Source organism: Alteromonas sp. MmMcT2-2, assembly GCF_022348305.1.
GTDB lineage: Bacteria > Pseudomonadota > Gammaproteobacteria > Enterobacterales > Alteromonadaceae > Alteromonas > Alteromonas macleodii.
The window spans coordinates 166,242-185,171 of the sequence record NZ_JAKRFA010000003.1; the positions used below are offsets into that span (position 1 = coordinate 166,242).

At 45.6% G+C, this 18,930-nt stretch carries 16 protein-coding genes; 5 read left to right on the plus strand and 11 right to left on the minus strand.

Going from position 1 to position 18,930, the window contains the following annotated elements; all coding sequences use genetic code 11:
- Nucleotides 1–4: 4 nt before the first annotated feature.
- The 4 genes from MHM99_RS03795 to MHM99_RS03810 form a co-directional block, all read right to left on the minus strand.
- Nucleotides 5–574 carry a class GN sortase gene (locus tag MHM99_RS03795; RefSeq protein WP_239218212.1) on the minus strand — a complete coding sequence of 190 codons (570 nt, stop codon included), beginning with the start codon at nt 572–574 and terminating at the stop codon, nt 5–7.
- Between the two features lie 43 nt (nt 575–617).
- The gene (locus MHM99_RS03800) at nt 618–2,765 is read right to left on the minus strand and encodes a marine proteobacterial sortase target protein (RefSeq protein WP_239218214.1); all 2,148 of its coding nucleotides are present in this window, start codon (nt 2,763–2,765) and stop codon (nt 618–620) included.
- Nucleotides 2,766–2,905: 140 nt separating this feature from the next.
- Nucleotides 2,906–4,066 (minus strand): MFS transporter, encoded by a 1,161-nt coding sequence (locus MHM99_RS03805; RefSeq protein ID WP_239218216.1) that lies wholly within the window; start codon nt 4,064–4,066, stop codon nt 2,906–2,908.
- Nucleotides 4,067–4,228: 162 nt separating this feature from the next.
- Nucleotides 4,229–5,182: a YihY/virulence factor BrkB family protein gene (locus tag MHM99_RS03810; protein ID WP_049587901.1), complete on the minus strand. Its 954-nt coding sequence runs from the start codon at nt 5,180–5,182 to the stop codon at nt 4,229–4,231.
- 401 nt (nt 5,183–5,583) lie between these two features.
- On the opposite strand from MHM99_RS03810, the gene MHM99_RS03815 reads away from it, so the two are divergent.
- From MHM99_RS03815 to MHM99_RS03825, 3 genes are all read left to right on the plus strand, one after another.
- Nucleotides 5,584–6,138 carry a type 1 glutamine amidotransferase domain-containing protein gene (locus MHM99_RS03815; protein WP_014999172.1) on the plus strand — a complete coding sequence of 185 codons (555 nt, stop codon included), beginning with the start codon at nt 5,584–5,586 and terminating at the stop codon, nt 6,136–6,138.
- A 14-nt stretch (nt 6,139–6,152) separates the two neighbouring features.
- Complete coding sequence (locus tag MHM99_RS03820; protein ID WP_239218218.1) at nt 6,153–6,845, plus strand: SDR family oxidoreductase; 693 nt, start codon at nt 6,153–6,155, stop codon at nt 6,843–6,845.
- A 272-nt stretch (nt 6,846–7,117) separates the two neighbouring features.
- On the plus strand, nt 7,118–8,005 hold the full coding sequence (locus MHM99_RS03825) for an SDR family NAD(P)-dependent oxidoreductase (RefSeq protein WP_049587896.1): 888 nt from the start codon (nt 7,118–7,120) through the stop codon (nt 8,003–8,005).
- 67 nt (nt 8,006–8,072) lie between these two features.
- Here the strand turns inward: MHM99_RS03825 and MHM99_RS21355 are convergent, their stop codons facing one another.
- The 7 genes from MHM99_RS21355 to MHM99_RS03860 all read right to left on the minus strand — a co-directional run bounded on the left by MHM99_RS21355 (nt 8,073) and on the right by MHM99_RS03860 (nt 17,115).
- Complete coding sequence (locus MHM99_RS21355) at nt 8,073–9,488, minus strand: ATP-binding cassette domain-containing protein (RefSeq protein WP_239218220.1); 1,416 nt, start codon at nt 9,486–9,488, stop codon at nt 8,073–8,075.
- A complete protein-coding gene (locus tag MHM99_RS03835; protein ID WP_168463269.1) occupies nt 9,485–10,354 on the minus strand; it encodes an ABC transporter permease in 870 nt (289 codons plus the stop codon). The genes MHM99_RS21355 and MHM99_RS03835 overlap by 4 nt, the downstream gene beginning before the upstream one ends.
- On the minus strand, nt 10,351–11,334 hold the full coding sequence (locus tag MHM99_RS03840; protein ID WP_239218222.1) for an ABC transporter permease: 984 nt from the start codon (nt 11,332–11,334) through the stop codon (nt 10,351–10,353). The genes MHM99_RS03835 and MHM99_RS03840 overlap by 4 nt, the downstream gene beginning before the upstream one ends.
- A 2-nt stretch (nt 11,335–11,336) precedes the next feature.
- The gene (locus MHM99_RS03845) at nt 11,337–12,806 is read right to left on the minus strand and encodes an ABC transporter substrate-binding protein (protein ID WP_239218224.1); all 1,470 of its coding nucleotides are present in this window, start codon (nt 12,804–12,806) and stop codon (nt 11,337–11,339) included.
- Nucleotides 12,807–13,380: 574 nt separating this feature from the next.
- Nucleotides 13,381–15,594, minus strand: coding sequence for a xanthine dehydrogenase family protein molybdopterin-binding subunit (locus MHM99_RS03850; protein WP_049587886.1), 2,214 nt, complete (start codon nt 15,592–15,594; stop codon nt 13,381–13,383).
- Nucleotides 15,581–16,606 carry a xanthine dehydrogenase family protein subunit M gene (locus tag MHM99_RS03855; RefSeq protein WP_275445356.1) on the minus strand — a complete coding sequence of 342 codons (1,026 nt, stop codon included), beginning with the start codon at nt 16,604–16,606 and terminating at the stop codon, nt 15,581–15,583. The genes MHM99_RS03850 and MHM99_RS03855 overlap by 14 nt, the downstream gene beginning before the upstream one ends.
- On the minus strand, nt 16,606–17,115 hold the full coding sequence (locus MHM99_RS03860) for a 2Fe-2S iron-sulfur cluster-binding protein (protein ID WP_239218228.1): 510 nt from the start codon (nt 17,113–17,115) through the stop codon (nt 16,606–16,608). Before MHM99_RS03860 ends, MHM99_RS03855 begins: the two co-directional genes overlap by 1 nt.
- A gap of 60 nt (nt 17,116–17,175) precedes the next feature.
- On the opposite strand from MHM99_RS03860, the gene MHM99_RS03865 reads away from it, so the two are divergent.
- Nucleotides 17,176–18,009, plus strand: a complete 834-nt coding sequence (locus tag MHM99_RS03865) for a DUF1456 family protein (protein WP_239218230.1) — start codon at nt 17,176–17,178, stop codon at nt 18,007–18,009.
- A 169-nt stretch (nt 18,010–18,178) separates the two neighbouring features.
- Nucleotides 18,179–18,727: a lactoylglutathione lyase gene (gloA, locus tag MHM99_RS03870; protein WP_239218232.1), complete on the plus strand. Its 549-nt coding sequence runs from the start codon at nt 18,179–18,181 to the stop codon at nt 18,725–18,727.
- Nucleotides 18,728–18,930 lie beyond the last annotated feature (203 nt).

Sequence of the window (18,930 nt, forward strand, 5' to 3'; positions counted from 1 at the left end):
CTATTTAGGTTCGCTGGGTTTCAGTTTCGACCAGCTCAACAACAAGGCGTAAATTACTTTGTGTTGATACCGCATTAAATGGGTAGCAGGTAACTAAATAGAGCTGCTGCCCATTTACATCTACTTTCATTGCCGAGGCAGCATCGACTATCGTCTTCGATACAACCCGATAGGTTACCCACCGTGAGTTCGGCAACTGTAATTGCATAATATCTCTGGCTCTCACCTTCTTTAAGAACGTGAAGTGAGTATCTCTATGCCCGCCAATCACACTACCACCCTGTCCGAGTGGGGGCGAGTCGGTGTGGTGTCCAGGGCCAAATGCAAGGGCGTTTCCCTGTGCGCCTTCTAGTACATACAACTGTGTTTCGCTTTTGGCATGAACCAGCTTGCCCACTGGCCAGGTATCAGACCAACGCCAAGGCTTCTGGTTAGCGCCAGTGGCTAGCGTTTCTTCCCACGAAGATTGAATTAAATATTGCGCCAGTTCAGCTTTCAATAATATCCAGCCAGCTTTGCCAAAACTGGCTGTGGCGATCAAGACTAAGATGATGGTAAAAGCGTATTTAATCATTGTTTGTCCAAGCCATATTAAGTCAAAAAATAAAGAAATGAGTTTAAGGTGCTAACCTCGTCCCCCCCTTGTTTCGCAAAAAGGCGATGCTGTGAAAAAGCGACAATAAAAGTATGGAAATCATGCCTAATACGACATGTTCAGATACACCCGCTGCGGTTTGGGGGTAACTGATTTGTCTGAATTGCGTTCCCTGTGGCATTAGGTTTCTTACGTTTTCGGTGGAAGACGGTATGCGCTGTGTATTTGCTATTTTTTCTTCAATAGCAACGAAGCTGGTGAACTCTGTTATAAGTTTATGGGGCAGGGCTACAGCAAGAATGTCCTGTTTTACTTCATCTACATTTCGCCCTAACGCTTTTTCATCCATTAACGCCGCCACTTTCTTTCTTGCCCAAGCAGTCGCTACGCCAAGGTGTTGAGTAGAACCTGTCGACGTTGGCGATATTGCTATCGAACGGGTCCACTCGCGAGTAGTGCCCTGCTTGTCTACAAGTGCGCCTTGAAGGGCTATTTTTCCGCTTGTACCGGCGTTATGAGGCAGTTTCACATTCAAAAGTAAAGGAACTCCCGCGTATAAATCAGGGATCTTAGAAGGGTAAATCTCTGCTGACTGTGCATAGCCAGCTGGTAGAGTGAGGCTTAAATCACTCAACACAGGGCTTTCTAATTTATAAAGCAAGCTATCCATTTGCTGTTTAATATCTGCCGTATTGCTAACAAATACATAGCTTCCGCGACCAAACTGAGCGGCTCGGGTCATAAAATAGCTATTAGGCGCGCTGCCTATGCCTACTGTAAAAAGGCGCGCATCACCCAGTTCGTTCTTTATTTGCGAGAACAATGCAGCTTCATTGCCTACCGCACCATCGGTAATAAAGACAACTTGTTTTATAAAATCTTTAGTTGTCGTGCGCTTAAGTGCGGCATTAAGCGCTGGCGCCATTTCAGTGCCGCCCCCTGCATTGAGGTGCTTTACAAAATCCCTCGCATATTGCTTGTTTCGTGTTGTTCCCTCTACGGAGGTTTCAAACAAACGCGTGGTGTCATTGTTGAATGCAACAACATTAAATCGGTCTTTCTCACTCAAGCGGTCTATCGCTAATTGTAAACTCTCTTTTGCGTCGACAATCGGGCGACCTCCCATAGAGCCTGACGTGTCGATAACGAAGGTGATATCGCGATCAAAATCCTGTAAATCTTGGCTCTTCACTTGTGGCGGCATTAGCATAACAAGGGCGTAGTCATGTTGACCTTTCGATTCAGTGAAAATAGCTGCTTGTGGTGCACTAGAGGGCGAGGGCTGCCACTCTAGCCAAATGTCTCGGTCCATTTTGATATTGCTTTGATTAAAGGTGACAAGATAATTACCTGTGGATTCTGACCAATTCACACGGTGATTTCTGCTAGTGACGCTATTAAGCGTTAAACCAGTATTTAGAGTTGCGTTGAACGTAAGTTGCGGGCCTTCATTGCCTTCTCTCATATAAGGCGTGATAGCTCTGGCATCGGGTACCTGATCTGTGGGTTCTCCCCAACCTGTACCTGATATTTCAGCCTCTATATTCTCGTTAAGCTGATTTAGCGGAATGCCGGGCGAATAGCGAGGAGTGAGCGTAGTAGGTAAGTGAAAAGTAAATTTACCATCGCGGTAGTCTACTTGTTGTACATACTGAAGTGTCACCGTTACTTCCTCACTCGGCGCTATATTCGCGACCTGCTGGGTGAATAAATTTGGGCGTTGTTGCTCTGTTAAACTGGCTTTCTTTCCCGCTTTTTTGGCCGCTTCAAATGCTTCTTTCGCTTCTGCCTTCGGCTTAATTTGCCCCCGGATTACTCTGTCTCCTATACGCATTTCCATACTGTTAATCGCCGCGTTTTCATTAAGCGGAAAGGTGTAAACGGCGTGCTTCCATTCATTACTAGTGTTAGTGAATTTTTGAGAATAGGTAACGTGCGCAATCATGCCATTCACCTGTAAATCCACGTCAGTTGAATGCAATAGAGCGGGGGAAGACTCACCGTCCGCGCTTTGCAGCGTCAATTCGCCAGACTCAGCGCGACTTAGCGGGCTAACTACTACACCAAGCAAAAAGCACAGGAAGGAAGTAAGGATAAGCAACCTGTGATTACGCGGCTTGGCTGCATGGTGCCGTTCCCTAAATAAAGGTTTGTGAGTATTGGCAGGCATTAAATAATCCCGCTTGGGTGTTTTGGAAAATAGCATCAGGTAAGCTCGCTTTAGTATCGATACTTACCATTAAACGCCCTGAATAGGGCGAATTGTGAACAGAGATTATGGCAATCTAATGGGCAATAGTGGCGAGTGTGTTACTCGCCTGCCATGGCGCGCCCTTTGGTTTTAACACTGGCTATCAGCATATAAATACTGGTAGCAAGTAAGCACGCAAATAAGTAGCCCATCAACCCTTGAGGGCCTACTAAAAAGTTATCGGCAATGAGTGGGCCTACTACTGAACCCACGCTGTAGCTGAAAAGCATGACCTGTGTGGCGCATACAATGAAGCTAGCATCGAGTTTGTCGCAGGCGAGATTTATTGCCACTGGGTATAGGGCAAATATTGCCATACCTAATAGAAACAGACCCGCTCCCAAAGCGTATATACCACTAACCGCTGCGGTTAATGTTATGGCGGCGACACCCAGTAAACAAAATAGTGCCATGAGTAACGTGCGGCCTAAGTACTTGGATAACGCAGGAATTAAAGGTTGAACTGCCATAGCGCCTAAAATAATTAAGGCCATTAAGCTACCCAAATCGTCATGAGCAATGCCGCGGTTTAATAGTTCAAGGGGCATTAAGCCGTAGATGGCACCTAGGGTTAAGCCTGACACTATGCAACCAATAATTGCGGCATGATTTAGTTTCGATATTTGCTTTAGCGACAGTGGCGTACTGTGGGAAGATTCAGGCTGTTCGCTCTTTGCAAACAAAAGTACGCCAATGGCTAAAATCAACATGGTGAAAATGGCAGCAAAAGGAAGCATGCCGCCTACGCCAATAGCGCCAATACCTAACTGACCTAAAGAACTTCCCCCGTAAAGTGCGCCCATGTATAAGCCTAAACGTTTGGCTCTATCGGCTTCGTCGCCGTGTAAAAGCCACGACTCTACGATAACAAATACACCCGCTACAGCAACGCCAGCCACTAACCGAGCCACAAGCCAAACTGCGGTGTGAGCAAACAAAGGCATTACTACAATAGTTAGCAATAATACGCCTAAACACAGTGCAAAACCGTGCTTGTACCCAATGCGGGTGACCAGCGGTTCAATGCTAAGGGCACCTACAAGTAATCCTGCGTAAAAGCTGCTAGCCAGCCAACTGGCGATAGCCGTGTCTAGGTTGTAATGGCTGAGCATTAGTGGGATCAGACTCATCAAATAGCCAGACGCAACTGCGTAAATACCCAGCGCAATAACGGGAACAGAAACCCGCGCTTTGGCTGGCGGGATAAGGGTGTTGTCCAAGGTAATGCCTTACATTAAAGGAAAGAGAAGATAATTTCGCGGCGCGAATATGAGGCAAATTCTGATATAGGTAAAATGAAAAGAAATGCTCGTAAAGATGCTAAAAATTGATGGTGAGGAAGGCGCTGCTAGATAGTGCATGCGCCTCAGATAGTTTAAGCATTAGCGCCTTAAATCATCCGGTGTATGATCTGCCACAAATGCGTTTCTTTCGCCCATAGGTTTATCTTCTCCTACCGTACTGTCCGCGGAGGTTTGTAGCTCTATCGACGAGTTCACCTCTGCACCGATTAGAATGATATAGGCGGTTAAATACAACCACATAAGCAAAATAATAATGCCCCCAACGGAGCCGTAGGTTTTGTTGTAGCTTCCAAATTCATTGAGGTATATCGAAAAACCATACGAGGCTACCACCCATAATAAGGTGGCAAAAACTGACCCCGGCGTCACCCAACGCCACTGGGCTTCTCTTCGATGAGGGGCATATCGATATAGGGCTGAAAGCGCAATATTAAATAGGGCCAGCATAACTGGCCAAGTCACCCACATGGCTTGCTCGGTACTAAGGGCATTTGACGTCATCCAGTTTATTGCTTCGGGTAAAATGGTGATGCAGGCGAGGGACACAATTACGGTAAGGATCATAAATATGGTGCACGTAATGCGCGCTAGAATACCTTTGAAAAAGCCTCTTCCTTCCGCCTCGCTATAGGTAATGTTGCATGCTTTTATCAGTGCGTTGGCGCCTTTGCTACTGCTCCACAGTGACAAGAGCAGAGTAAATAAAAAACTCCAGCCTAATGCAGTATTCGACTTCTCGGTTAAATTTTTAAGCTGTTCTTCAATGATGTAGCGACTGTCATTTGGCACCACATTTACCAGCAATGCCATGTGGCGTTGCAGTTCGTCGGGTGATACAACAAGCCCATACAAGGCAATGGTTGCCCCTAGTAAGGGGAAGATAGCCAGCAAGCAGTAAAAGGCAACCCCAGCGGAGATAAGAGGAATGTTATCTTTTTGCAGGCTAGTGAAAATACGCTTTGAAATACTCCACCAACTTTTCAAAGAAAGCTCGAATGCAGATTTAGCGTGGTTGAAACGTTCCTTGCTCATGTGTCCTCATGTTTTGCCTAATCGATAGAACTCTTAAAGCTTGATACATGAAAACTTCGCTGTCGGCTTACATCAACTTAAAAAAAAGGAGCGAGAAAGAAGCTCTGTAAATCGTTCACAAAATCTGAATATGTGCGTGACTATTGGTGTTGGTGAGATTTCTTTTTTTTGTATTTATTTTCATAAAATCAATGGTTTGCTTTGTTCTTTGGGAATGGTTTGCAATTTGCACCTTCAATAGCATCTTAGCTAGATAGTAAGAGCTAGGTTATGCCATGCACAAACTAACGCGTTCACCTGATGTGATTTGCTAATGGTGGTAGGCGGACAGTTATTCCTGTCGTGTGGCGACCCCTGTTTTTACTAGCTTTACATTTCGTCTTTCAGAAGGAGAGAACACTATGAGCAACACCCAAAACCTTAAAGGCAAAAAAATCGCTATTTTGGCGACCAATGGTTTTGAGCAAAGCGAGTTGATTCAACCAAGAGACAAGTTTATTGAGCAAGGTGCTGAAGTTGATGTGCTATCTATTGATGATCAGTCCACGATCAAAGCATGGGACGAAGACAACTGGGGAAAAGAAATTAACGTTGATAAACAAGTTACGTCTGTAAACCCTGAAGATTACGATGCCCTTGTGCTACCCGGCGGTCAAATCAATCCCGATGTGCTGCGTACCAATGAAGATGCTATTGCCTTCATCAAAAGTGCAAACAGCGCGGCAAGTATTAAAGCTATAGGTGCTATCTGTCATGGTCCATGGTTGCTGGTGGAGTCTGGGTTAGCGAAAGGTGCAACACTCACCTCGTTTCCTAGTATCCAAACAGATCTCAAAAATGCTGGTGCGACCTGGGTTGATGAAGAAGTGGTGACCCACTCAAAACTAGTCACTAGTAGAAACCCAGATGATATTCCAGCTTTCGTAAGCAAAATTAGTGAATTGGTTGCCCAGTAAAAAGGAGGAAGTGTATGTCCACCTCAGCTACAAATGAAAAGGTTATCGCGATAACGGGTGCCTCCAGCGGCATTGGTGAAGAAACGGCGAAGCAACTGGTAAATAACGGTTTTAACGTTGCCCTCTTAGCGAGAAGTGAGGACAAACTGCGTGCCTTAGTTGAAGAGCTTGGCAATGATAATGCATTTGCTGTAAAAGCTGACGTAAGCGACTTTAATGAAGTAAACAAGGCGTTTAAACAGGTAAGCGAACATTTCGGTCGCATTGACGGCATTTTCGCCAATGCCGGGCGTGGCGCGAAAGCCGCCGGCATTGAAAAGGGGGACGTAGATGACTGGGATGGCATGCTGGGCGCAAACGTAAATGGACTGCTTTATACTGCAAAAGCTGGATTGCCGTACCTGCGTGATACGCAAGGCCACTTCATTATTACGTCTTCGGTCGCCGGTCGAATAGCCCTGAAAGGCTCTGTATATGGGGCAAGTAAGTGGTTTGCTTATGGTTTCGGTCAGAACCTCGCCGAAGAAATGCGCGAGTGGGGCGGTCGCTGTACAACTATCTGCCCTGGTATGGTGAATACGCCATTTTTCGATGAACTTAAGGAAGATAAGCTTCAGCCAGCGGATATCGCAAAATCGGTATTGTTTGCCCTAAGCGCAGAAGAGTCAGCCTGCGTTCGCGAGGTTTATGTTATGCCGGCGAAGTAAACGAACTAACCACGGGTAAGAGATAATTTATTCAAGCAAAGGGCAAGGTTAGTCACTGCCCTTTTTTGTTTGCCCCGCCCTTACTTTTAACCTGCCTTATTAATTTCATGAAGCTATTCAAATTAGCCAAATAAAGTATTTTCCCCTTCCTGTTACCCCTAATCTAGGTGTGTAGATAAGCGCTAGTTGAGTGAGATAGGCGATTGCAAACTCCTCATTGAAATGGCTTTCACAAAGGGCTCGCGGCGCAATAACAATAACAGGAGAGTAAGATGTCTAACGAATTTACGGGTAAGACCGCTATTATTTCTGGCGCCGCTGGCGGCATAGGGTTAGCGCTGGCAGAGGCATTGGCAAGGCAGGGTATGAATATCGTCATGGGCGATATTGATAATGCTGCATTAACCGAATCGGGTAACGACTTACGAGAGAAAGGTTTCGATGTATTGACTTGCGCCCTTGATGTTACCGATTACGCTCAGTGGGAAGATATTGTAGCTAACGCCAAAGAGAAGTTTGGCAAGGTTCATATGGTCATCAATAATGCTGGTGTTGGCGGTACGCCGGGGAAAGTCGAAGATTCGGAGCATGAGACCTGGCGCTGGGTAATGGACGTCAACGTTATGGGCGTACTCTATGGCGCACAAGCATGCGTGCCAGCTATTAAAGAGCACGGCGAAGGAGGTTGGGTGCTAAACGTGGCGTCGATGGCAGGAATGATGGGCATGCCATATGCGGCGGCCTATTGCGCATCAAAGGCTGCGGTTGTCTCTATGACGGAAAGCTGGGTACCAGAACTGAAACCTTTTGGAATCCATACTTCTGTATTGTGTCCAGCATTCGTGAAAACCCGCATTCACGAGTCGTATAGAAATAGGCAGCAAAAATACGCAGTAGCCGCTGAGAAACGCATTGATAAAGAAAAGCTTAAAGCAGGAGCTCAAGCGGCCACTAAAGCAGTAGAGTCGGGAATCGATGCATCTGTGCTAGCTGAGCGCGTGATAGAGGCGCTTCAGTCAGAGCAAACTTATATTTATACACACCCGAATTATAGAAAGGTTACTACGGCGCGCTTTGGCGCGATTGATAGCGCCTTTGTCGATGCTGAGCAGAGTCAGGCTGTTGGTCATCTTATTGATGATGAAATCGTGACTTTTTAGTTCATTCGTGGCTACGGTTTACGTATAAACACACGAAAGTGCCCTGAATTTTGTCTTCCAAAAGCCGTTATATAACGGCTTTTGGTGTTGTGAGAGTCTGAAGGTCAATGACGCGGTCACAGACTTTTTCTAGCTGTGTTCTATCGTGACTGATAAAGAGCACCGTACAATTTTCTTCTCTGCATTGATCGACAAGTAAGTGAGTAATTGCCTTACTTGTAATGGGGTCGAGCCTAGATGTTGGCTCGTCAGCTATAAGTAGCTTGGGTCTTAGTAGCAGCGCGCGCAGCAATGCAATGCGTTGAAGCTCACCTCCACTTACCTCAGAGGCGCTGCGCTCAAACAATCGCTGGTTAAGGCCTAGTTGAGATGAAAGTAAATCAGCACGCTTTTTAGACACCTTGTGAAGCTTTATTACGTCATCAATCAATGATTTAAGCGTAGTGTGATCGGCAAATGAACTGGGGGGATCTTGATATAGCTTTAGGGTTTGATAACGGTGTAAAAGCGTATGAAACGCAATATTGCCTTGATAGGGTAGGAGCCCAAGTAGAGCATCACCTAGAGACGTTTTTCCACTGCCGCTATCACCACAAAGCCCGACAATTTCGTCTTCCCCTAAAGAAAAACTAAGGCCAGTAAATAGTGTACGGTTACCTCTCATAATTGTGAGGTCATTCACCGATACCAGCGATGCAATCCTATGCGTTTTTTTTGTTGTAGCCGTCCAGTGTTGCGGAGCCGACGCAATAAGGGTTTTGGTATAGTTTGAAGACGGGGAGGACAGTATCTTGCGGGTATCACCTGTTTCAACCAGTTTCCCGTTTTTAAGCACCATACATTTACCACCCAGTGCCTCTGCCACTGAAACATCGTGTGTAATAGTAAGTAGCGTACCGTCGTTAGCTTTTTGCTTTAGTTGCTCAACAATATGATGTTTGCGTCCGGCATCTAGCCCTTTTGTGGGTTCGTCGGCTAGAAATAAAGGTGCATTAGTCGCTGATGCACAGGCAAAAGCGACACGCTGTGCCATTCCACCGGAAAGTTGAGAAGGGACCTTATCACTGTCGTCTTTAAGAGCCAGGTTGTCTAGCTGTGTCTTCGCACTCTTTTGTGCTTCGCGAGCACCGTTACCCAATGTAAACCGAAAAACTTCGGCGACTTGCTGGCGAATTTTCATCATTGGGCTTAGAGAATGCCATGGCTCTTGCGGCAGCATAACAATGTCTCGCCCCCACAATTGTTCACATTCACGTCGGTTCGCACGAAGCATATCTACACCGTTTACCAGAACATTTCCCGTAACCCTCAGTGCAGGTGGTAAGTCGCCCATAATTGCTTGCGCTAGCAGACTTTTACCTGCCCCGGTTTCACCCAATATAGTCAGTGTCTCGCCTTGTTCAAGGTTAAGGGATAGATCCTCTACAATAATGGTGTCTTGCGCGTAAATTGATAAGTGTTCAATAGCAATGTACTGGCTCACAGTTTGCGCTCCAATGCATCACTCTTTGATAGTCTACTGCTGCTGTCAAAAATGAACTTATTTAAACGAGGTGTTTTGTCACTCTTCGCAGAAAGTAAGTGAAAGCCCAGTACGAGAACGAATAGGGTGGAAATAGGTTGTGCGAGCAGCCAAGGTGCTTCGTGATAGTATGGAAAAAGCTCAACTATCATCAGCCCGAGCTCAGGGCTGGGTGGTTTTAAACCAACATAAACGAAGCCCACCGATGCCATGGCGATAATTGAGGAGGAGGCACCAAAAGCAGCAAGTGATAACACGTCTTGTCGAATGGCGGGCCATATATGCTTACTAAATAAATAGCGTTTTGGAAAACCCATTAGCGCAGAGTTTTCCAGTGCAGGGCCTGTCACTACTGGTAGAGTGATAGCACGTACCAGCCTGAAGTACTCGACGGCCAGTACTAAGGAAATGGCTAAATACAGCATAATGAAAGAGCCTGGTACTAGCGCCGCGAAAAGAAGAATAAGTACCAGTCCGGGGAGCGCCAATATTGTATTGGCAATGAAATTCAACGTCGTATCTACCCAACCTCTACACCACGCTGCAATTACGCCCGTTAGCACGCCAATGATTGATGAACTTAGTACACACAGTGCAGCGAGAGAAAGTGATATGCGCAGACCCTCTGAGATTCTGGCTAACATGTCGCGTCCGAACTGATCTGTACCTAACCAATGTTGCGCACTTGGGGCTTCGAGTACTTGCTTTAAATTTTGTTGATTACCGTTTGTTCCCAATAGAACAGGCTCGCCCAACGCAAGTAATAAGAGCAGCATCAAAAGTGAAAAGCCAATCACTTTTTCAACAGGTAAGGCGGGTGTCTTCATTGGCTATACCCTCGATTCTCTCTCACCCTTGGGTCGAGTGCATACTGACTTAAATCGACTAGTGTGTTGACCAATACGAATAAAACGCCCATCAGCAAAGCGGTGCCTTGCAACATAGTGATGTCGCGGGCAAAGACAGCATGGGAAAGTCCGTGTCCTATGCCGGGCCAAGCAAAAAGGCTTTCAATCATAATTACGCCTTCAATTAACCCGATAAGCTGTATGCCCATGAAGGCTAGAGCAGGTATTACAATGTTAGGTAGCGCATGGCACCTAAACGCCTCTAGAGCGCTTAACCCTTTTATCTTGGCGAAATGGAAGTAACCCGATTGAACCGCATTAACAGTACTATTGCGAATTACGCGGTTTGATATAGCCGCCAGGCTTAACCCTAAGGTCATTACAGGTAATATGGTATAGACAAAGCCTGAAGAGCCCGCAACCGGTAGCCATTTGAGCTCTAGTGCAAAAATAAAGATGAGAATTAGCCCCAAGCAAAAGACCGGTTGAGAGCGCACGAACGTGGAAAATACTAATGCTGTTTTATCAAAAAGAGAAGCATGGCTCTTAGGAGTATTTTCACTTTTTCGAGCGCTTCTGATGCCGCTATAAATTCCCAGAGGAAACGCAATTAATGCGGATACCAGAATAGCGAGTCCAGCGAGAACAAGGGTGTAAGAAAGCTGATTTTGTAGCTCAACAACAATGGGGGCACCCGTGACCAAGCTTGTTCCTAAATCCAGAGAGGCTAAATCAGTCATCCAGCTTACGTACTGTTCGAAAGCGCTTCTGTGCAGACCAAGTTCTTCTGCTACGGCGTTAGCGGCACTTGTACTTACCGCATCGTCACCGTAGCGGCCAGCCGCTATTTTGTAAGCCATATCTCCAGGTAGTGAACGGGTTATAATAAATGTGAGTGTGCCTACACTCCACGCCATCAGTACAGCTTGAAGCAGCCGTTGAAGTAGAATTTTTCTCATTATTATGGGGCTATTCTCATTTGAGATACGCGAAAAGAACGCTCGTAAGGGTCGAAGCTGAAGTTTCTTAGTCGGCTAGAAGTCGCCGTTTGCTGTACATAGTACATAACGGGGATAAGAGGAACGTCTTGCTGAACTTCTTGCATAATTGATGATATCAACGATTTGTAAGCGTGTTCATCCGTGGTGTGACTCAAGGTCTTTAAATCGCTAAACACTTTTTCATTTTGCCAGTTCATTGGCCCCCAATCGCCGCCTTCTTTTGAAGAAAAGTCAGCCAGCATTATACCAAGAGGGTCTGGGATGTTAGCAAAGTTACGCGCCATAAGTGCAGTTTGTAATGTACCATCAGCATGCCCTGAAGGAATGGCACTTACATTTTCCATATGGACAGAGAGCTTCACTCCAATGCTAGCCCACTGATCTTGAATTGCTGTGGCAATGGTAATGAGTTCTGGCCGATTGGCATAGGTAATCATATCAAGCGTTAAAGGCGAGCCATCTTTGTAGCGCACGCCATCCTCACCTACTAACCATCCCGCGTCGGTTAGCAGCTGTGCCGCTTTTTTCCTATTTAATAATAAGTCACCATTTTCAACGCTATTTTTAATTGTTGGATTATTGTCAGCGTCACCCATTGAAATAGTATTGGTAGCATTATCTGTGGCAGTAGAACGAATATGCCAGTCTCGAATATTTGGGCCAAATAGCTGATCAGCAGAGATATTCGATATACGCATTACGCCAGATGCAATGCCTTTTCTGTCAATCGCTAAACTCAATGCTCGCCTTACTTTTACATCTGAGAGGATAGGATGGCCGCTATTTAACTTAACTAGAGTGGTGCGAGGGATCCTGTCGCTAAACACGTTTACGTCAGAGTCAGTGCGCAACATGCTAACCGCGGCAGGGTCGAGGTTGTACACAATATCTGCTTGCCCCGTTCGTACCATAAGCGCCCGCGTTTCAGAGCGGTGACCCGTTACGTACTCAACGTTTTCAATAACAGCGGGCTCGCCCCAATAATTGTCAAAGCGCGTGGTTGTAATATTGTGGGGAGGTTCAAAGTGCGTAATCTGATAGGGGCCTGTACCTATTAAGGTTTTAATTCGATTGAACTTGCCGAAGGTAGCAGGTGCCACGATCGCAGTTGCATAATTACTTAACAGGGAAGGGAAAGGACGGTAACTTTGGTTCAAGGTGAACTTGATAGAATATTCTGATACCACCTCCATGTTGGCGATCATATCTTTTGAAAATGGCGTTGGTTTACCAAACGCGACCGAAAGACTTTTGTAGACGGCGTCGGCGGTCATTAACGTGCCGTCATGAAAATACACATCAGGACGTAAATTAAATGTCCAAACAGTAAAGTCCTCATCATTTGACCATGAGCTAGCAAGTCCTGGGATAAGCTGACCTTGGTTATCCACGTCTATGAGAGTTTCCAGAATTTGCATTCGTGTAAACATGTAGCCGGTACTTGCCGGATCGTTATTGACTGGTTCAAAAGGACCACTGATCAGAATTTTGTTTGTAGGTTGCGAAGGTGTGCAGGCACTAAGTAGAACGCTGGCAACGACGAGTAAAATTGTTAGATGTCTAATCCGCATATTATTTTTATGTATTCCCTTCGAGCCTTTAAGCTTTTTCGTGTCTATTTGAATCCTGTGAGTCAGTATCAGTATTTAATATTCTTAGGCTGACCACCCTGAATAGTAAAACAAACTTCCAGATTGGATAATATACGATTTGTTGAATAAATGTACAGATTGAGTCGGTAGGGCTAAACTACTTTTTGAAAAAATGCACTGGCTAATGATCATCAAGATATTAAGTAATGTTAAGTCGGTGCACAATATTTTCAACTTTTGTGATGAGCAATTAGTCGTATGTTACATTGTAACTTTAAGCATTTATTAGTAATGCTATAGAGTGATAGTACTACAAATTAAAAAAGGGTTTTGAGCCCTATCAAACACACTGGATAACAATAATGAAAAAGCTTCTTAATGTGAAGCGGCCTTGTCAGGCCGCTTTTTTTGCTTAGTTCTTACCAGCGATTATTTTATCCATGGTAATGGGGAAGTCTCGTACTCTCACTTTGCATGCATCATAAATTGCGTTAGCGATGGCGGCGCCTGCTCCAGTAATGCCTAGTTCACCAATACCTTTTGCGCCCACTGGCGATGCGGCATAATCTGCCTCTTGTAAGAAATCCAGACTAACTTCGGCAATGTCCCGATTGACTGCCACATGATATTCACCAAAATCTGGATTTACAAAGCTTGCCGTGTCTCTATGGTGATGGAGCCCTTCAGTAAGTGCGTAGCCAGCGCCCCATACCATTCCCCCTTTTATTTGAGATGCAGCTGTTTTCATATTCAAGATTTGCCCCGCGCTGAACATACCGTATTGGCGAAGTAGCCTAACTTCACCCGTGTATTCATCTACCTCTACTTCCGCGAAATGAGCGCCACATGAATACTGCTCATCATCGCTGGTGTCATCTTCGGATACGCTACCGGTTGCTGATATGGGGAATTCGCTGTCGGACATAAAGTTGGCGAGTAATACCGGACTACTTACTTCATCATCATCACCTTGTGCAAACGAGACTAACTTTATTTGCCCATCTAAAATTTGTACTTCAGCTTGGCTAAGAGCTGGGGGCAACGCACTTTTTATGCTATCGATAAGAGCTTCACAGGCTTTTTTAACCGCAGAACCAGAGCTTGCTGCGCCAAATGAGCCACCTGAACCACATGAAGCAGGGTAGCGGCTATCACCGAGTTTTACTGTGACATTGTCTACCGACGTATTTAAAGTATCGGCGGCAATTTGTGTGAGAATTGTGTAGGTGCCTGTACCAATATCCGTCATATCAGTGCGAACCGTTACCTCACCGGTAGCACTCAATTCCACTTCAGCTGAACTTTCCACCAGCACATTCATACGCATAGCACTCGCTACGCCATGGCCGATTTGTTTACCCGGTGTGGGCTGTGTTTTATGCTGCCACTTGAAGTTTTGCGCGCCTTGACGAAGGCACTCACCTAAGTTGTGGGTGGTAAACCGCGTGCCTTTCATAGGGTGAACGACGGGCAGGTTTTTTATGCGAAACGTAAGCGGGTCGATACCGGCTTCGTGGGCAAGTTCATCAATGGCCGATTCAAAAGCAAGGGAACCAATGGCATCTCCGGGAGAACGGGTAGAGTCGATAAGCGGCAGGTCTACGTCTTTGACCCTATGCGTACTTTCAATGAACTGAGATTTATAGGTAACCCGTGCGCCAGCCCCTGTTGCTTCGGCAAACTCATAGCCCTTGGCTTTTGGCATAGCGCTTTTGTGTTGTACGCTTAACAGTGCATGATCATCACCAGAAGCAAGGCTAATTTTCTGTATGCTGTGCCCTCGATGAGGGGTGTTATAAAAGACCTGACGCCTGCTTAACACCACTTTTACAGCCCGCTCTAAATACCTGGCCCCTATACAAGCGAGCGTTGCATCGTAATGAAGACCTAGCTTAGAGCCAAACCCGCCACCTACAAAGGGGCTCTGCACTACGATGTCTGCTTCATCCATTTCAAGCGTAATCGCAAGCGCCTCAACAGCCGTCGCTATAATCTGAACGCTACAATAGACCTCAAGCTTTCCATCTTTAAAGTCGGCAACCGTGGCATGAGGCTCCATAGCGGCAGAGATTTGGCTTGGTGTAGTATAAGTTTCGTTAATGCTTGCTTGAATATCACTTTGCTGCGGTTTATCACCGCTAGACGCATCTGCCTCAAACCCACCATCTAGCGACGCTGGTTTTTGCGTTGCATCATCGAATTCTGTCAGCAAATCTGGTATTTCACCGTCTATGGTGAAGGTTACTAGACTTGCGGCATAGCGTGCTTGCTCCAACGTATCAGCAATAACTAGAGCGACCGGCGCACCGAAATGACGAATGTTAGGTTCGTTAAGTACGGCGCGACTTTGAGTAAACCTGCTTTCATCTGCAGGCTTGCTAAATGGCTTAAGAGTACCTGCATTTTTATACGTGATAACTGCATGTACGCCTTCGGCCTGTTCCGCTTGCTCTGTATTAAGGGATGTGATTTTACCTACGGCAGTATCACTTGATACAACCCAGCCTATCAAAGGAGTGCGATCGCTCATATGCTCCGCAGCGTACCTTGCTTGACCTGACACCTTTGCTGAACCATCAACTCGATTAACTGGCGTCCCTACAGTTTTGGCATTATGCGTTGTCATATAAAGCTCCTTCATGTCCTGGGTGCTTTACCTGATGTTCTGCTAACTCTAAAAGCACTTTTGTTAACGTCCTGCGCAATAGTTCTGGTTTAAAGTCATTACTGCCAAACGTTTTTGCTTCGGATAACTCAGCTTCCGCGGCTTGCAATATGACTTCTTGGGTTGGTTCCGCGCCTTCAAGAAAACTGATTGCTTTTTGCGGATACCAAGGCTTTGTGCCCACACCACCAAAGGCGAGAGAAAGGTCTTTAAAACGACCATCTTCAATTTTCAAACCAGCCGCAACAGAAACGAGTGCAAACGCATAGGAAGAACGGTCGCGTACTTTGTGATAGTACTGAGTACCGTTTGCTTTTTTCTTTATGCTGACATGGGTAATGAGTTCATCTTCGTCTAATTGGGTTTCTATGTGCGGCGTGTCGCCAGGTTCACGGTAGAAATCTCGTAGCGCGATTTGACGCGTGTTGCCATCAGGTTGTTGCGTATGTACCTGTGCGTTAAGCGCAATCATGGCTATGGCCATGTCGGAAGGGTGTGTGGCGATACAGCTCTCGCTAGTGCCAAATATGGCATGAATTCTATTCATGCTGTTATATGCGCTACAGCCAGTGCCTGGCTCTCGTTTATTACAGGCTTTTGTGGTGTCGTAAAAATAATAACAGCGGGTGCGTTGTAGCAAATTGCCTGCAGTGGTTGCCCTATTTCTAAGTTGAACTGTTGCACCGCTTAATAAAGCTTGCGCAAGTAAAGACACATTGGGCTGCGTGTGAGCGAACTTCGCTAAGTCAGAATTAGTCACCATGGCGCCAATATAATAGTAATTGTCATCTTCGCTGATAGTGTTAGCTTTATCCCATTTCGCAAGACTTACTAATGTTTTAGGCGTTTCTACCTGTAGTTTCATTAAATCTATTAGGTTTGTACCTCCGGCCAAAAAACGTGATCTTGTGTCCAGGGGCAGGCTACTCAACGGCTTTTCGCCGTTATAATGATGAAGAGTGAATGGCTGCATTATTGTCTCTCCAAAGCAATGACATCGGTTATAGCATCCACAATATTAGGGTAGGCGCCGCAGCGGCATAGGTTACCGCTCATGCGTTCGCTGATATCTTCTTTCAATGAAGCTTTACTGTGACGAGTTTGACTATAAGTAACTGCGCTAGGGTCTTCATTTTTCATTTCCCTAAGTAGGGATACGCCTGAACATATTTGACCAGATGTGCAATAGCCACACTGAAACGCGTCACGCTCGATAAAAGCTTTTTGCAGCGGATGAAGACTCTCACCTTCACCGATGCCTTCAATAGTTGTGACTTCAGCGCCTTCTAACTGGAATGCAAACACTAAGCATGCATTAATACGCTTGCCGTCAGCGATAACGGTACAAGCACCACATTGTCCGTGGTCACAACCTTTTTTGGTGCCAAAAAGTGATAAATGCTGGTGGAGAAAATCTAACAAAGTCGTTCGTGGATCATAGGGAAGACTGACGTCTCTCCCGTTGAGATTTAATGTTGCCATGGAAGTATCCTTCTACCAATGAGCTCAATTTCGGTACGCCGATGAAATGAGCGAAACCAGATGTACAATGTCGTTACGCCAAGTACGTTAATTTGGTTTCACTATGTGTTGGTAGAAATTACGCACCCGACAGCCAGCGATAGATGCAAATGGCCAAGTAGTGTAAAATATGCGAAAGCGCACGTAGCGCTACACTGTAATCCATACCAATTATTGGCTACTCCACTTTTCAGGCCCATTTTCATGATCCACAACGATGTTTTACGTCGCCTTCGTTATGCATTAGCTATCAACGATACCGCCGCCATAAGTATTTTTAAATTAGTTAACTACGACATGGAAATTGATTATTTACATGCTGTGATGAAGCGGGAAGGTGAAGAGGGCTATCTACCGTGTCGCGACAAGATTATTGCGTTGTTTCTAGATGGATTGATTATTAAAAATCGTGGTCGTCAAGAAGGGCAAATGCCTCAAGAGCTGGGGCCAAAAGAGCGACTAAGTAATAACGAAGTACTGCGCAAAATCCGTATTGCAATGAGTTATAAAGATGACGATATGATAGCGGTGCTTAAACTAGCAGACTTTAGAATGAGTAAAGGTGAGCTGTCGGCGTTTTTTAGAAAGCCAGACCATCGCAACTTTAAACCCGCTGGCGATCAAGTGGTTCGCAATTTGTTGCAAGGTATGGTGAAAAAATATCGACCGGAGTCCACGCGACAAACTTCGTCTAAAAAATCAGATAGCCCAAGCACTTCTGGTACTAAGTCAGGCTCATTTAATAAAGGCGCTAGTAAACAAAAAGAAGCGGCTGGCAAAAACACCAATTCTAAAGTGTCGCCAGTGAAAAAAAGTGATGCAGGTTCGGTTTGGGGAAAGCTCCCTAAAAAATAAAAGCGCCGTAAAAATAGACGTTGTATAAAACGCATCTGAGGTAAAGCGCGTAAGAGGATAGACTAAGTGCTGTTGTGAAAAGAAAATTACCCCTCACTTCTATGCACTCGTTTTTAGGCAAAGCAAGATTGCCTTGCCTTAATTATCTATATCGCTAAGGACGACTATTATGAGCCGACATTTCGATAAGGCCGAAGGCCTGTATGAAGAGAAAGATGCCGCGACACAAGGTTTTGTGTTCAACCAAACTATGCTGCGCATTGCCGACCCCAAGCGTTCGCTAGATTTCTATACGCGAGTTATGGGAATGACGCTAATTAAGCGTCTAGATTTTGAAGAAATGAAGTTCAGCCTTTATTTTTTGGCGGCAGGTGATGATTTCTCTGATATTTCTGACGATGTAGACGAACGTACTCAGCAAACTTTTGGTCGCCCGGCCATGTTGGAGCTAACCCACAATTGGGGCGATACACCAGAAACGGTTGATTATCATAACGGAAATACAGAGCCAAAAGGTTTTGGGCATATTGGTTTTCATGTGCCTGATGCTGAAGCTGCATGTTCACGATTTGCATCACTAGACGTTCCTTTTCAGAAAGGGCTTAATGATGGTTCTATGAAAGGGATCGCATTTATCAAAGACCCAGACGGCTATTGGATTGAAATTTTCAACGCGTCTAACGTATCCTCAACTTGCGCGCCCCATTTGAAGAAGTAGGCGAGGCACGCACTACGGTACCATTTGCTAGCTGGGTTTTAAGTAGCAAGTAGTATCAGAAGTCACTGTTTACAAAAAAGGGTAGCTTAACTGAATAAGCTACCCTTTTTTGTTTGCCCAGCGAAGCTGGCAAACCCGTCAGGTTGAAAGAAACCTGAATCACCCTGACTGAGGGGAAGATAATCCGAATGGCAAGGGCGTTG